The organism is Sanguibacter antarcticus, from assembly GCF_002564005.1.
Lineage (GTDB): Bacteria > Actinomycetota > Actinomycetes > Actinomycetales > Cellulomonadaceae > Sanguibacter > Sanguibacter antarcticus.
In genome coordinates, this window is the sequence record NZ_PDJG01000001.1 from 2,166,714 (window position 1) to 2,181,083 (window position 14,370).

General features: G+C 68.6%; 13 protein-coding genes. 1 reads left to right on the forward strand and 12 read right to left on the reverse strand.

All coding sequences use genetic code 11. The annotated features are described in order from the left end of the window. Positions 1 to 7: 7 nt before the first annotated feature. The 12 genes from nuoK to ATL42_RS09975 all read right to left on the reverse strand — a co-directional run bounded on the left by nuoK (position 8) and on the right by ATL42_RS09975 (position 12,532). On the reverse strand, positions 8 to 307 hold the full coding sequence (gene nuoK / locus ATL42_RS09920; protein ID WP_098455199.1) for an NADH-quinone oxidoreductase subunit NuoK: 300 nt from the start codon (positions 305 to 307) through the stop codon (positions 8 to 10). Between the two features lies 1 nt (position 308). Beyond that, entirely contained in the window at positions 309 to 1,118 is an 810-nt protein-coding gene (locus ATL42_RS09925; RefSeq protein ID WP_098455200.1) for an NADH-quinone oxidoreductase subunit J, read from the reverse strand. Beyond that, positions 1,118 to 1,792: an NADH-quinone oxidoreductase subunit NuoI gene (nuoI, locus tag ATL42_RS09930; RefSeq protein WP_098455201.1), complete on the reverse strand. Its 675-nt coding sequence runs from the start codon at positions 1,790 to 1,792 to the stop codon at positions 1,118 to 1,120. Before nuoI ends, ATL42_RS09925 begins: the two co-directional genes overlap by 1 nt. Then, a complete protein-coding gene (gene nuoH / locus ATL42_RS09935; RefSeq protein WP_098456489.1) occupies positions 1,785 to 3,152 on the reverse strand; it encodes an NADH-quinone oxidoreductase subunit NuoH in 1,368 nt (455 codons plus the stop codon). Before nuoH ends, nuoI begins: the two co-directional genes overlap by 8 nt. Beyond that, complete coding sequence (locus ATL42_RS09940) at positions 3,152 to 5,827, reverse strand: NADH-quinone oxidoreductase subunit G (protein WP_098455202.1); 2,676 nt, start codon at positions 5,825 to 5,827, stop codon at positions 3,152 to 3,154. The genes nuoH and ATL42_RS09940 overlap by 1 nt, the downstream gene beginning before the upstream one ends. Beyond that, positions 5,827 to 7,176: an NADH-quinone oxidoreductase subunit NuoF gene (gene nuoF, locus ATL42_RS09945; RefSeq protein ID WP_098455203.1), complete on the reverse strand. Its 1,350-nt coding sequence runs from the start codon at positions 7,174 to 7,176 to the stop codon at positions 5,827 to 5,829. The genes ATL42_RS09940 and nuoF overlap by 1 nt, the downstream gene beginning before the upstream one ends. Continuing rightward, positions 7,173 to 8,096 carry an NADH-quinone oxidoreductase subunit NuoE gene (gene nuoE, locus ATL42_RS09950; RefSeq protein WP_098455204.1) on the reverse strand — a complete coding sequence of 308 codons (924 nt, stop codon included), beginning with the start codon at positions 8,094 to 8,096 and terminating at the stop codon, positions 7,173 to 7,175. The genes nuoF and nuoE overlap by 4 nt, the downstream gene beginning before the upstream one ends. Further along, complete coding sequence (locus ATL42_RS09955; RefSeq protein ID WP_098455205.1) at positions 8,093 to 9,451, reverse strand: NADH-quinone oxidoreductase subunit D; 1,359 nt, start codon at positions 9,449 to 9,451, stop codon at positions 8,093 to 8,095. Before ATL42_RS09955 ends, nuoE begins: the two co-directional genes overlap by 4 nt. After that, a complete protein-coding gene (locus tag ATL42_RS09960; protein WP_098455206.1) occupies positions 9,448 to 10,260 on the reverse strand; it encodes an NADH-quinone oxidoreductase subunit C in 813 nt (270 codons plus the stop codon). Before ATL42_RS09960 ends, ATL42_RS09955 begins: the two co-directional genes overlap by 4 nt. Continuing rightward, entirely contained in the window at positions 10,257 to 10,808 is a 552-nt protein-coding gene (locus ATL42_RS09965; RefSeq protein WP_098455207.1) for a NuoB/complex I 20 kDa subunit family protein, read from the reverse strand. Before ATL42_RS09965 ends, ATL42_RS09960 begins: the two co-directional genes overlap by 4 nt. A gap of 69 nt (positions 10,809 to 10,877) precedes the next feature. After that, entirely contained in the window at positions 10,878 to 11,240 is a 363-nt protein-coding gene (locus ATL42_RS09970; protein ID WP_098455208.1) for an NADH-quinone oxidoreductase subunit A, read from the reverse strand. After that, positions 11,237 to 12,532, reverse strand: coding sequence for a geranylgeranyl reductase family protein (locus ATL42_RS09975; protein WP_098455209.1), 1,296 nt, complete (start codon positions 12,530 to 12,532; stop codon positions 11,237 to 11,239). The genes ATL42_RS09970 and ATL42_RS09975 overlap by 4 nt, the downstream gene beginning before the upstream one ends. Positions 12,533 to 12,889: 357 nt before the next feature. Between ATL42_RS09975 and ATL42_RS09980 the strand changes: the two genes are divergently transcribed. Next, the gene (locus tag ATL42_RS09980) at positions 12,890 to 14,269 is read left to right on the forward strand and encodes a glycoside hydrolase family 6 protein (protein ID WP_098455210.1); all 1,380 of its coding nucleotides are present in this window, start codon (positions 12,890 to 12,892) and stop codon (positions 14,267 to 14,269) included. Positions 14,270 to 14,370 lie beyond the last annotated feature (101 nt).

The window sequence follows — 14,370 nt, forward strand, 5'->3', positions numbered from 1 at the left end:
CTCCCTTTCAGTTCTTCAGCAGGTTGACGTCGTCGACCGACGCGGACCTGCGGGTTCGGAAGATGGACACGATGATGGCGAGACCCACCACCACCTCGGCGGCGGCGACCACCATGACGAAGAAGGCCACGACCTGCCCGGTGAGGTCGCCGTGCATCCGCGCGAAGGTGACGAACATGAGGTTCGACGCGTTGAGCATGAGCTCGATCCCCATGAACACGATGATGGCGTTACGGCGCAGGAGCACCGTCGCGGCACCGATCGTGAAGAGGATGGCAGCGAGGACCAGATAGTTGCTGAGGTCCATGTCAGCGCTCCTCTTCGGTGGTGTCGACGGGGTCGTGCGGCGGTGGCCCGGCGAGCCGGCCCTGCGCTCCCGAGTCGTCGAGACCGAGGATCTCGGACTCGACCGGGGTGCCCCGCTCCTGACCACGGATGCGCAGGACGCGTGAGACGGACGACGCGATCGGGCGACCCTGGGGGTCGAGCGCAGGCACGTCCATCGCGTTGCGCTGGGCGTAGACACCGGGCGCGGGCAGCGGGACGAGCGACCCGCCACCGGCGACGCGCGCGTCGGCCATCTCCTTCTGCCCGACCCGGGGCACGAGACGCTGCTTGTGGGTGAGCGTCAGGGCAGCGAGGGCAGCGGTCACGAGGAGGATGCCGACGACCTCGAGCCCGAAGACGAAGTCGGTGAACAGGATGCGGGCGAGCCCGACCGGGTTCGTCACCTCGTTCGCCGCGGCGAGCCCGACGCCCTCGGGGAAGGAGACGCGCGTGATCACACCGACGAGGACGGCCCCGAGGCCGAGACCGAGGAGCCACCCGACGACGCGTTGTCCGCGGATCGTCTCCACGAGGGAGTCCGAGGCGTCGACGCCGACGAGCATGATGACGAAGAGGAAGAGCATCATCACGGCGCCGGTGTACACGACGATCTGGACGATCCCGAGGAACGGCGCCTCGAGCGCGACATAGAGGACCGCGAGGCTCACCATGACAAAGACGACGCACAGCGTCGCGTGGACGGCCTTGCGCGCGAAGATCAGCCCGAGCGCAGCGATGACCATGAGGGGTGCGATGCACCAGAAGAGAACTGCTTCGGCTGTGCTGACCATCAGCGCACCGCCTGGTCGGACGCGGCAGCCTGGGCGGCTGCGGTCGCGGACTCGATCGTCGGGTCGTCCGGCCGGTGCTCGGTGACCCACTCGACCTGCTCGGCGACCGGACCGGCGATCTCGCCGCGGTAGTAGTCGGTGTCCGTCGTGTCCGGGACCATGGGGTGCGGGGCTGCGAGCATGCCTTCGCGCATGGGCGCCAAGAGGTCGTCCTTCTCCCAGATGAGGCCCGCGCGGGTCGGTCCCGCGAGCTCGTACTCGTTCGTCATCGTCAGTGCCCGCGTGGGGCACGCCTCGATGCAGAGCCCGCAGAAGATGCACCGCAGGTAGTTGATCTGGTAGACGCTCCCGTAGCGCTCCCCCGGGGACCGGTGGGCGCCGTCGGGCAGCGCGGCGTTGTCCGCGCCCTCGACGTAGATCGCGTCTGCCGGGCACGCCCAGGCGCACAGCTCGCACCCGATGCACTTCTCGAGACCGTCTGCATAGCGGTTGAGCTGGTGCCGCCCGTGGTACCGAGGCTTGGTCGGGACCTTCTCGAACGGGTACTGCTCCGTGACGGTCGGCCGGAACATCGAGGAGAGCGTGACTCCGAACCCGGCGACGGGCGCAAAGATCCCGGCCAGCCCTGAGGGCTGCTCGATGAGTGGCTCATAGGGCTTCGGATCTTCACTCATCGTGGGCCTCCTTGCCGGTCGCTGGTGGGGTGTCGTCAGGCACAGGCCCGGTGGTTCCTGTCTCGGAGGTGGCGCCCGGTCCAGAGGACGTGCCTGCTCCGACGGCGGCTCGGGCCCGCCGCTCGGCTCGTGGAGACGGTGGAAGCTTCTGCCCGGGCATCGGCGGCACAGGGAAGCCGTGGGCAAACGCGTCGAAGGGAGCGTCCGCTTCCTGTTCGTCCTCGGTGGTCGCACGTTCGGGCACGAGCTGGATGATGATGAGCACCACCGCAGCCACGACGAAGATCCCGAGGCCGACGCTCTGCATGTTGAGGTCGTGGAAGTCGCGCAGCCCGCGGATGACCGAGACGCACACGATCCAGCCGAGCGCGAGAGGGATGAGGACCTTCCAGCCGAACTTCATGAACTGGTCGTAGCGCAGGCGCAGGACAGTCCCGCGGATCCACACGAAGAGGAACATGAAGCCCCAGACCTTCACGAGGAACCACAGGATGGGCCACCAGCCCTCGTTGAACATGCCGTCGTTCACCGCGGACAGCGGCCACGGCGCACGCCACCCACCCATGAACAGGGTGGTGGCGACCGCGGAGACGTTGATCATGTTGATGTACTCAGCGAGGAAGAACCAGGCGAACTTCATCGAGGAGTACTCGGTCATGTAGCCCCCGACGAGCTCACCCTCGGCCTCGGGGAGGTCGAACGGGAGACGGTTGGTCTCGCCCACCATCGAGATGACGTAGATGACGAACGCCGGCATGAGCGGGATGACGAGCCAGTAGTCCGTCTGGTACTCGACGATGTCGCCTGTGGACATGGAGCCCACCATGATGAACACGCTCACGAGCGACAGGCCCATCGCCAGCTCGTAGCTGATGACCTGGGCCGTCGAGCGGACCGAGCCGAGGAGCGGGTACGTCGAGCCCGACGCCCAGCCACCGAGGATGATCCCGTACACGCCGATCGACGCGCACGCGAGGATGTACAGCACCGCGACCGGGAAGTCGGTCAGCTGCGCCGGGGTCGAGATGTCGGTGAACGGGATGGTCACCTGCGGGCCGAGCGGGATCACGGCGAACGTGAGGAGCGAGGCGAAGACCGCGATCATCGGGGCAAGGATGTAGACGAACTTGTCCGCAGCCTTGACGGTGATGTCCTCCTTGAGGAGCAGCTTCATCGCATCGGCGAGGGACTGCAGGAGACCGAACGGTCCGTGGACGTTCGGTCCCGGCCGTACCTGCATCCGGGCGACGACCTTGCGCTCGAACCAGATGGCGATGAGCACGCTCGTCAGCAGGAAGACGAGGATGAGCACCGCCTTGACGACGTACGTCCAGATCGTGTCGTTCGAGAAGTCGACCATCAGGCGTCCTGCCCTTCGCGTCGTGCGTCCGCGTCCGTCGAGGGCGCGGTGCTCGAGAGCCGGACGAGCGCTCCCGGCCCGGCGCACAACGACTCGTGCACCGCAGAGCCTGGCGAGCGTGTCGGCAGCCAGACCACGTGATCGGGCATGTCGGTGAGCACGACAGGCAGGCTGATGCTGCCGTGCGCGGTCGACACGGTGAGCAGCTCCCCGTCGAGGAGTCCCTCAGGGCGGCCCGCCACCGTCACCGACGCAGCCGTCGTGGCCGAGACGCGCGCGACGGGGCGCTTGGCCGTCCCCGCGAGGAAGGCCTCGCCGTCCTGCAGACGACCAGAGTCGAGGAGCATGCGCCACGAGGCGAGGACCGCTTGACCCCGCTCGATCTGCGGAGGCTCGAGCGGTTCGACGTCCGGGACGGCGACCCGCGACCCGTCCCACGAGCCGAGCTGTTCGATCTCGGCCCGCACGGCGTCGAGCGTGGGGAGTCCCAGGTGGACGCCGAGCGTCTGGGCGATCGTGTCGAGCACCCGCGAGTCGGACATCGCGGTGGACTCGAGCGCCTGGCCGAAGGGCCGCACGCGACCCTCCCAGCTCCAGTACGCACCGGCCTTCTCCGAGGGAGGTGCGACCGGGAAGACCACGTCGGCGAGATCGGTCACGTCGCTGGTCCGCACCTCCAGCGAGACGACGAAGTCTGCGACCTCGAGCGCCGCACGGGCACGGACAGGGTCCGGGAGGTCAGCGAGCTCGAGCCCCCCGACGACCGCTCCGCGCAGGTCCCCGGACGCGAGCGCGTCGAGGATCCCTGCGGTGTCACGCCCAGGAGCCTGCGGAAGCGATCCGGATCCCCAGGCGGCAGCGATGTCGACACGTGCAGCCGCGTCGGCCACCGGACGCCCACCGGGCAGGACAGACGGCAGCGCCCCCATCTCGACCGCGCCACGCTCCCCCGCACGTCGAGGGACCCAGGCGAGCCGAGCACCGGTCCGGGCAGCGAGGCGCACCGCGGCGGAGAGCCCGCCCGGCACCCCGGCGAGGCGCTCGCCGACGAGCACGAGAGCCGTGCCAGCCTCCGCACCCTGGAGCGCGTCCCGCAGACCGTCGAGCTCACGCTCGGTACCGACCGCGTCGAGGACCTCCGCCTCCGTGCCAGGAGCCGCCCGCAGCAGCGTGCCGCCCTTCTCACCGATGCGCTGAAGACCGCGCGTCGCGAACGGCGCGACAGCAAAAGCACGCAGACCGTGCGCGAGCGCACCCTTGCGCAGGCGCAAGAAGACGACCCCTGCCTCCTCCTCGGGCTCCAGCCCGACGAGCAGGACGACCTGAGCGTTCTCAAGATCCGTGAAGGTCACACCGAGCCCTGACCCCGCGACCGAGGACGCGAGGAATGCCTCTTCCTCGGCCGAGTGGACGCGAGCACGGTAGTCGACGTCGTTGGTACCGAGCGCGACCCGCGCGAACTTCGAGTACGCGTAGGCGTCCTCGATCGTCAGCCGTCCACCCGGCAGCACCCCGACACCACCGGGGGTGCGCTGGTCAGGCTCGCACGCCGTGCGCAGCCCGGCAGCAGCAGCGTCGAACGCCTCCAGCCAGCTCGCGGGACGCAGCTCCCCGCGGAAGCCGTCGTCTCCACGCTCGCGGATCATCGGGGTGCGCAGACGATCGTTCGCCGTCTGCCACGTGAACGCGAAGCGGTCCTTGTCGGTGATCCACTCCTCGTTGACAGCCGGGTCGTCACCCGCGAGCCGACGCAGGACCGTCCCGCGACGGTGGTCGATGCGGATCGCCGAGCCCGAGGAGTCGTGCTCCGAGACCGCAGGCGTCGAGACGAGGTCGAACGGACGTGCACGGAAGCGGTAGGCCGCCCCGGTGAGCGCTCCCACAGGGCAGATCTGGATGGTGTTGCCCGAGAAGTACGACGCGAACGGCGCCCCCGACTCGTCCGGCTCCGCACCGCCGACCGGCATGTCGGCCGTGCCCGGTGCGCCCTCGGCAAAGCCGAGGACCTCCGGGTCGAACCGGCCGATCTGCTGCATCGCACCACGCTTCTGCAGGTCGATGAACGCGTCCCCGGCGATCTGCTTGGAGAACCGCGTGCAGCGCTGGCACAGGACACACCGCTCGCGGTCGAGGAGGATCTCCGTCGAGATCGAGATCGGCTTCGGGAACGTCCGCTTGGCCTCGATGAAGCGGCTCGTCGGCCGGCCGTTGCTCATCGCCTGGTTCTGCAACGGGCACTCACCGCCCTTGTCGCACACCGGGCAGTCGAGCGGGTGGTTGATGAGCAGCATCTCGATGATGCCGTGCTGCGCCTTGTCCGCGACCGGCGACGTGTGCTGGGTCTTGACGACCATCCCGGGCGTCGCCTCGAGGGTGCACGAGGCCTGGGGCTTGGGCATCGGGCGGACGTTGCCCTCCCGGTCGGGCGCAGCGACCTCGACGAGGCACTGACGGCACGCACCCGCAGGCTCGAGGAGCGGGTGGTCGCAGAAACGAGGGATCTGGATCCCCAGCTCCTCCGCCGCACGGATGACGAGCGTGCCCTTGGGCACCGCGGTCTCGACCCCGTCGATCGTGAAGGTGACCTCAGCCGGAGGGGCTGGTGGCGCAGCAGGAGCCGCGACGGGCGCCGGCGTTCCGGGCACGACGTTCTTCTTGTCGTCGGTGACAGTCATCAGTGGCCTCCCGCAGCGACGCCGGCGAGGACGCCGTCGCGCGCTCGCGGCGTGTAGTCGAACAGTGCGGACCGTTCCGGCGGGAAGAGCTCGCTCGCAGGGGTGTGCATACCGGCCTCGAACTCCTCACGGAAGTACTGGATCGCGGACGTGATGCACGACGTGGCACCGTCGCCGAGAGCGCAGAACGCCCGGCCGAGGATGTTGTCGCACGTGTCGAGCAGCGTGTCGATGTCGCTCTGGGTGCCCTGGCCTGCCTCGATGCGGCGCAGGACGAGCTTCATCCAGTACGTGCCCTCGCGGCAGGGGGTGCACTTGCCGCAGGACTCGTGGGCGTAGAACTCGGTCCACCGGGTCACTGCGCGCACCACGGACGTGGTCTCGTCGAAGATCTGCAGCGCACGCGTGCCGAGCATGGACCCGGCGGCCGCGACCGACTCGTAGTCGAGGGGTACGTCGAGGTGCTCCGCGGTGAAGATCGGTGTCGACGAGCCGCCTGGGGTCCAGAACTTCAGCTCGCGTCCCCCGCGTACTCCGCCCGCCATGTCGAGCAGCTCGCGGAGCGTGATCCCGAGCGGCGCCTCGTACTGCCCCGGGCGGGTGACGTGCCCGGAGAGAGAGAAGAGGCCGTGGCCCGCGGAGCGGGCGGTGCCCATCGAGGTGAACCAGGCGGCACCGCGCGCGACGATCTGCGGGACGGACGCGATCGACTCGACGTTGTTCACGACCGTGGGGCGCGCGTAGAGCCCCGCGACGGCAGGGAACGGCGGCTTGAGACGCGGCTGGCCCCGCAGCCCTTCGAGGGAGTCGAGCAGCGCCGTCTCTTCGCCGCAGATGTAGGCGCCAGCGCCGGCGTGGACCGTCACGTCGAGGTCGTACCCCGAGCCCTGGATGTTCTTGCCCAGGTATCCGGCCTCGTACGCCTCTTCGACTGCGCGCAGGACGCGCCGGTAGACGTGGAGCACCTCGCCGCGGATGTAGATGAACGCGTGGTTGCAGCCGATCGCGTAGGACGTGATGACGACGCCCTCGACGAGGAGCTGGGGGCTCGCGAGCATGAGCGGGATGTCCTTGCACGTGCCCGGCTCGGACTCGTCGGCGTTGACGACGAGGTAGCGCGGTCCGCCGTCGGGTGCGGGCAGGAATCCCCACTTCATCCCGGTGGGGAACCCTGCGCCGCCTCGTCCTCGCAGACCAGAGTCTTTGACCGTCTGCACGACGTCGGCCGGAGCCATCGCCAGTGCTGCTTTCAGACCCTCGTAGCCTCCGTTGTCGAGGTACGTGGCGAGCGTCCACGAGCTCTCAGCGTCCCAGAAGGAGCTGAGGACCGGTGCGAGATGAGTGCTCACTTGCCGCCCTCCGGCTTCGTGTCGGTGTCGGTGTCGCTATCCGCAGGAGGCGGTGTGGAGGACGTCGAGGTCTGCGTGTGCGACGACGTGTCGGCGGGACCTTGCGCGGTGCGCTCGGCGCTCGACTGCTCGCCTCCGGTCGCTGGTGCCGCTGCTGGCTCCGCAGGGGCGTCCTTGCTCGCAGGGGCCGGGTCGTCTGCCGGGGCGGGCGCCGTCTCAGGAGCTTCCCAGCCGTTCGTGCGCGCCAGCCGGGTGCCCTCGGTCGTGGGGGTCCCTGCTCCCGTACCCTCGTCGGCACGGCCGTCGCTGAAGCCCGCGAGGACGCGGGACATCGCCTTGAACGAGCACACCGACGACGCGCCACGGGTGGGGGCGACGTCCTTGCCGAGCCGGAGGTCGTCGACCACCTGCGCGGCGCTGGCGGGCGACTGGTTGTCGAAGAACTCCCAGTTGACCATCATCACCGGCGCGTAGTCGCACGCGGCGTTGCACTCGATGCGCTCGAGGGTGATCGCACCGTCCTCGGTCGTCTCGTCGTTGCCGATGCCCAGGTGCTCCGACAGCTCCTCGAAGAGCTCGTCGCCGCCCATGATGGCGCAGAGCGTGTTGGTGCAGACACCGACCGTGTACGTGCCGTTCGGACGACGCTTGTACTGCGTGTAGAACGTCGCGACGGCCGAGACCTCGGCCGCGGTGATGTCGAGCATCTCGGCGCAGAAGTGGATACCGTCGCGCGAGACGTAGCCGTCCTCGGCCTGGACGAGGTGCAGCATCGGCAAGAGCGCCGAGCGGGGGTCCGGGTACCGCGCCATGATCTGGGCGCAGTCGGCGGCGAGACGCGCGTGCGTCGCTGCGTCGTACCCGCCGCGCGTGCGCTGGACGCCGTCCCCGGCGCCACCGGTGTGGGTGTCGGTGGTCATCGGTCCACTCCTCCGAGAACAGGGTCGAGCGAGGCGACGGCGACGACCACGTCGGCGATCTGACCGCCCTCGCACATGATCGCCACAGCCTGCAGGTTGTTGAAGGACGGGTCACGGAAGTGCGCCCGGTAGGGGCGCGTCCCGCCGTCGGACACGAGGTGTGCACCGAGCTCGCCGCGCGGGTGCTCCACGGTCTGGAACACCTGGCCGGCCGGGACCCGGAAGCCCTCGGTGACCAGCTTGAAGTGGTGGATGAGCGCCTCCATCGAGGTGCCCATGATGTCCTTGATGTGGTCGGGCGAGTTGCCCATCCCGTCGGTCCCGATCGCGAGCTGTGCCGGCCAGGCGATCTTCTTGTCCGCGATCATGACCGGGTCGCCCGTGGTCTTCTCGAGGCGTTCGATGCACTGCTGGGCGATGCGCAACGACTGGTAGCACTCCTCGATACGCAGGACGACGCGTGCATAGCAGTCAGCGTCCGTCGACGTCGGGACGTCGAAGTCGTACGTCTCGTAGCCGCAGTACGGGCTCGCCTTGCGGACGTCGTACGGCAGACCCGCAGAGCGCAGGACCGGGCCGGTGATGCCGAGCGCCATGCACCCGGCGAGGTTGAGGTGCCCCGTCCCGACGAGCCGCGCCTTGAAGATGGGGTTGGCCAGCAGGAGGTCGGAGAGCTGCTTGATGTACTTGCGCACCTCGACCTCGACCCGCCGGAACTCTTCCGAGAGCCCCGAGGGGACGTCCTGGGCGACTCCGCCGGGGCGGACGAACGCGTGGTTCATCCGGAGGCCGGTGATCATCTCGAAGATCCGCAGGATCTCCTCGCGCGCCGTGAACGAGATGGTCATGACGGTCGTCGCGCCCATCTCGTTCCCGCCTGTGCCGAGGCAGACGAGGTGGCTCGCGATCCGGTTGAGCTCCATGAGCAGCACCCGGATGACCTGTGCGCGCTCAGGGACGTCGTCGGCGACGCCGAGGAGCCGCTCGACGCCGAGACAGAAGGCGGTCTCCTGGAAGAACGGCGCGAGGTAGTCCATGCGGGTGCAGAAGGTCACCCCCTGCGTCCACGTCCGGAACTCCATGTTCTTCTCGATGCCGGTGTGGAGGTAGCCCACGCCGCAGCGCGCCTCGGTGACGGTCTCGCCGTCGATCTCGAGCATGAGCCGGAGCACCCCGTGGGTCGACGGGTGCTGCGGTCCCATGTTGACGACGATGCGCTCCTCGCCGAGCTCGGCGGCCTCGGCCGCGATCTCGTCCCAGTCGCCGCCGGACGCCTCGAAGCTCCGGACGTCCTCGTCGTCGAGCGGCGCACGCGTGGCACGTGGCGCTCGTCCTGCAGTGGTCGACGCGCTCATGAGTAGGACCTCCTCTGGTCCGCCGGCGGGATGGTCGCACCCTTGTACTCCACGGGGATCCCGCCGAGCGGGTAGTCCTTGCGCTGCGGGTGGCCCGGCCAGTCGTCGGGCATCTCGATGCGTGCGAGGGCAGGGTGGCCGTCGAAGACGATGCCGAAGAAGTCCCACGTCTCGCGCTCGTGCCAGTCGTTCGTCGGGTACACGGTCGTCGTCGACGGCACGTGCGGGTCCACGTCAGGGACCGAGACCTCGAGGCGCAGGCTGTGGCTGTGCGTCACCGAGGTGAGGTGGTAGACGGCGTGCAGCTCGCGACCGGTCTCGTGCGGGTAGTGCACGCCCGACACCCCGAGGCTCATCTCGAACCGCAGGTCCTGGTCGTCGCGCAGCGCCTGGCAGACCGCGACGAGGTGCTCGCGCGCCACGAACAGCGTGAGCTCGGAATGCTTGCTCGTCTCGAACGGTGGGTCGACGAGGACCGACTCGATCGCCGCGTCGAACGGCACCCCGGCCTCGGCGAGGACCTCGGCGAGCACGTCGACGGCCTCGTCGTACCAGCCACCGTACGGGCGGGGGCTGGAGCGCTTCATGACGACCTGGCGGGTCAGCCCGCCGTAGCCCGACGTGTCGCCGGAGCCGTGCGCGCCGAACATCCCGGTCCGCACCTCGACGACCTCGAGGGGCGCGCCCGTCGTGAAGACGCTCGGTTCGCTCCCGGCGCCGGTCGTCGCGGTGCTCTCGGCGAGGACGTCGCCTCCGGGCTCGACCGCGCTGCCCTGCGGCGTCGTGCTGTCCTGGTTCTCTGTGCTCACCGCAGGAGGCCCTTCATCGCCGACGTGGGTGTGGCCTCGAGCGCAGCAGCCTCGACGGCGCGCGCCATCTCCCGGCGGTTGGCGCCGAGCGGCTCGTTCTGGATCTGCTTGTGCAGCTCGAGGATCGCGTTGATGAGCATCTCCGGCCGCGGGGGGCACCCGGGCAGGTAGATGTCGACAGGCACGATGTGGTCGACGCCCTGGACGATCGCATAGTTGTTGAACATGCCGCCGCTCGACGCGCACACGCCCATGGACAGGACCCACTTGGGCTCGGGCATCTGGTCGTAGACCTGACGGACGACCGGCGCCATCTTCTGGCTGACACGACCAGCGACGATCATGAGGTCGGCCTGGCGCGGCGAGGCGCGGAAGACCTCCATGCCGAACCGAGAGAGGTCGAAGCGGCTCGCGCCTGCTGCCATCATCTCGATCGCGCAGCACGCGAGCCCGAAGGTCACCGGCCACAGCGATCCCTTGCGGAAGTACCCGGCGAGGTCTTCGACCGTTGTCAGGAGGAATCCTGAAGGAGCCTCTTCGATCCCCATGGTGTCAGTACCTTTCGTCGCGCGGTTCGACCGGGCAGCTGCTGCCCGGCACGGTGCTGTGGGCCGGCGTCACTCCCACTCGAACCCGCCTCTGCGCCACTCGTAGACGAACGGGACGGTGATGAGCGCGAGGAAGGCGAGCATCGCGACGAGGCCGAAGGTGGCGAGCGTCGCGAAGTCCACCGCCCACGGGTAGAGGAAGACGACCTCGATGTCGAAGATGATGAACGTCATCGCGACGAGGTAGTACTTCACCGGGAAACGGCCTCCGCCGGGCGCGAGCGGTGTCGGTTCGATGCCGCACTCGTAGGCGTCGAGCTTGGCGCGGTTGTAGCGCTTGGGCCCGATGATCGCGCTCGCGCCGACACCGCCGAGGGCGAGCACCAGGGCGATGCCCATGAGGACCAGGAGCGGGACGTAGGGATTGGTCATGCTTTGGGCACCACCCTCGTGAGCCCCGCGATGACGCGGTCGACGACGTCGCCACCGTGGGGTTCGTAGCAGTCGGACAGGAGCTTGACGACGAGCTTCATGATGAGCGGCTGCGGGAGACCGTAGCGCGTGCAGATCCGCATGACCTGGGGGTGCTCGATGAGCTTCACGAAGTAGCGGCCGAGCGTGTAGTAGCCGCCGAGCTCACGAGACATGATCTCTGGGTAGGTGGCGAGCGCACGCTCGCGCGCAGCGTCGGTGGTCCGGGACCGCGCCTGGGCGATCGTGTCGGCGGCGACCCTGCCTGCCTGCATCGCGTAGGCGATTCCCTCACCGTTGAACGGGCTCACCATGCCGCCCGAGTCGCCGACGAGCATCATCCCTCGTGTGTACAGCGGCTTGCGGTTGAAAGCCATGGGGAGCGCTGCGCCGCGCACCGGGCCGATCTGGTTCTCGGGAGTGAAATCCCACTCCTCGGGAGTGTTCGCCATCCACTGCGCGAAGAGGCTCTTGTAGTCGATCTTCGTCGCGGCTGCGGTCGAGGACACCGATCCGAGACCGACGTTGACGGTGCCGTCGCCGAGCGCGAAGATCCAGCCGTAGCCCGGCAGGAGGTTCGACCTCCCTGGGACGCCGTCCCAGAGCTCGAGCTGGGACTCCATCCACGGGTCGTCGTGCCGAGGGCTGGTGAAGTAGGTGCGTACCGCGACACCCATCGGCCGCTTGAGCGACTTCTCGATGCCGAGCGCGATGGCCATGCGCGCCGAGACCCCGTCGGCGGCGATGACCACCGGGGCACGGTAGGTGGTCTCGTCGCCGGCGCGTCGTCCGGCCTCGTCGACGGGACGAGCCCTCACTCCGACCACGCGGCCGGTGCGCTCGTCGAGCAGCGGGCCCGTGACGTTGGTACGTTCCATGAGCTTGGCGCCGGTGCTGCGGGCGTGCTCGGCGAGCGTCTGGTCGAGGTTCATCCGTGAGCGCGCGAGACCGTACGAGGGGTAGGCCTTGAGCTCGGGCCAGGGGAACTCGAAGGAGCGTCCACCAGCGACCGCCCGAAGACCGATGTTGCGGATCCAGCCGTCTTCTTCGCGGATCGGGACGCCCATGCGGACCATCTCGCCGACAGCGCGCGGGGTGAGTCCGTCACCGCAGATCTTGTCCCGGGGGAACGAGGACTTCTCGAGGAGGAGGACGTCGAGCCCGGCGGCAGCACAGTAGTGGGCAGCGGTCGCCCCAGCGGGGCCCGCTCCCACGACGATGACATCAGCGTCATCGGTCCTGTTCAGTCTCATGTCTCCGCCTGTCCACGACCTGCCTGACGTTCTTGCACGATCCCGGTGTCGTGGCCGGTCCTCAGGCTCGGACGCGCGCCAAGATCGCCGCATTTGTGAAGCGCGTCACAAACACTATGGTCACTCTAGTCATGCTCGCCGGAACTGTCTGCTAAGGCTTCCCTTGGTTCAAAGACACGAATCAATAACGACGCACCGCAGATCCCGTGCGAGAGGAACCCGCCACACCCGGACTATCCTAAACGTTTAGGTCGTTTTGGTCCGGATTGATCCCGGTCTACGGTGGGCCTCGACGACACGGCGGTCGGACCCGACCTGCCTTCGATTCCGGGAAGCTTCCCAGAGTGGAGACAACGCATGATCAGCACCACCAGGCGCACAGCAGCGCTCTCAGCGATCGCGGTCGCGCTCACAGGCCTCGGCGCCGTCGCGACGTCGACGTCAGCCGCAGCAGCAACCGGTTGCGAGGTCGACTACTCCATCACCGGTCAGTGGAACGGGCAGTACCAGGGCAGCGTCACCGTGAAGAACCTCGGCGCCCCGGTCACCGACTGGACCGTCGGCTGGACCTTCGCTGACGGCCAGAAGGTCAACCAGCTCTGGAACGGCGTCTCGAGCCAGTCCGGAACAGCGGTCTCCGTCACGAACGCCCCGTACAACGGTTCGCTCGCCACCGGAGCGAGCACAGCGTTCGGCTTCATCGGAACCTGGAGCGGGACGAACTCCGAGCCCACGTCCTTCACCCTCAACGGGACGACCTGCACGGGCACGACCACCCCCGGGACAACCCCGACCACGGAGCCCACCGCGACGCCGACCCCGACGACGGAGCCCACCGCGACGCCGACCACGACCCCGACGACGGAGCCCACCGCGACGCCGACCACGACCCCGACCACGAGCGGACTCTTCGCCAACACCGACACCCAGGCGTACACGGCCTGGTCCGCTGCGAGCGGCGCCGACAAGGCGCTCCTCGCGAAGATCGCGCTCACGCCGCAGTCCATCTGGATCGGTGACTGGACGAGCGCTTCAGGCGCGAAGGACTCCGTCGCCACCTACACCGGCAACGCAGCAGCCGCCGGCAAGACCGGCACCCTGGTCATCTACGCCATCCCCGGCCGCGACTGCGGCAACTACTCCGGTGGCGGCGTCGCTACCAGCGAGTACGCGTCGTGGATCGACACCGTCGCCTCCGGCATCAAGGGCGAGCCCTTCATCGTCCTCGAGCCCGACGCGCTCGCGCAGCTCGGTGACTGCGAGGGTCAGGGCGACCGCGTGGGCTACCTCAAGTACGCCGCCCAGAAGCTCTCTGAAGCCGGTGGACGCGTCTACCTCGACGTCGGTCACTCCGGCTGGCTGACCGCGAGCACCGCAGCGGACCGTCTCAAGCAGATCGGCTTCGACTACGCCGAGGGCTTCGCGCTCAACACGTCGAACTACCAGACGACAGCCGACTCCCGCGCCTACGGTGAGTCGATCTCTGCCGCAGTCGGCGGAAAGCCGTTCGTCATCGACACGTCGCGCAACGGCAACGGGTCCAACGGCGAATGGTGCAACCCGCGCGGCCGCGCGCTCGGAGAGCAGCCGAGCCTCGTCTCCGACGGAACCCACCTCGCCGCGATGCTCTGGGTCAAGCTGCCCGGTGAGAGCGACGGATCCTGCAACGGCGGCCCGTCGGCCGGTGCATGGTGGCAGGAGATCGCCCTCGAGATGGCTGGCAACGCCAGCTGGTGACAGCACGGTAAGACACGCAGCACGGTAGAGAGCGGCGCCCCCGTCCACGGACGGGGGCGCCTCTCTGTTCATGGCCTGGCGTGCAGCGTTCATGGCCTGGC

Bases quoted from the DNA above. Each gene is read 5' to 3' on its own strand.
- nuoK (WP_098455199.1), bottom strand. From the start codon at position 307: ATGGACCTCAGCAACTATCTGGTCCTCGCTGCCATCCTCTTCACGATC.
- ATL42_RS09940 (WP_098455202.1), bottom strand. From the start codon at position 5,827: ATGACTGTCACCGACGACAAGAAGAACGTCGTGCCCGGAACGCCGGCG.
- ATL42_RS09975 (WP_098455209.1), bottom strand. From the start codon at position 12,532: ATGAGACTGAACAGGACCGATGACGCTGATGTCATCGTCGTGGGAGCG.
- ATL42_RS09965 (WP_098455207.1), bottom strand. From the start codon at position 10,808: ATGGGGATCGAAGAGGCTCCTTCAGGATTCCTCCTGACAACGGTCGAA.
- ATL42_RS09970 (WP_098455208.1), bottom strand. From the start codon at position 11,240: ATGACCAATCCCTACGTCCCGCTCCTGGTCCTCATGGGCATCGCCCTG.
- ATL42_RS09925 (WP_098455200.1), bottom strand. From the start codon at position 1,118: ATGGTCAGCACAGCCGAAGCAGTTCTCTTCTGGTGCATCGCACCCCTC.
- nuoI (WP_098455201.1), bottom strand. From the start codon at position 1,792: ATGAGTGAAGATCCGAAGCCCTATGAGCCACTCATCGAGCAGCCCTCA.
- nuoE (WP_098455204.1), bottom strand. From the start codon at position 8,096: ATGACCACCGACACCCACACCGGTGGCGCCGGGGACGGCGTCCAGCGC.
- ATL42_RS09980 (WP_098455210.1), top strand. From the start codon at position 12,890: ATGATCAGCACCACCAGGCGCACAGCAGCGCTCTCAGCGATCGCGGTC.
- ATL42_RS09955 (WP_098455205.1), bottom strand. From the start codon at position 9,451: ATGAGCGCGTCGACCACTGCAGGACGAGCGCCACGTGCCACGCGTGCG.
- nuoH (WP_098456489.1), bottom strand. From the start codon at position 3,152: ATGGTCGACTTCTCGAACGACACGATCTGGACGTACGTCGTCAAGGCG.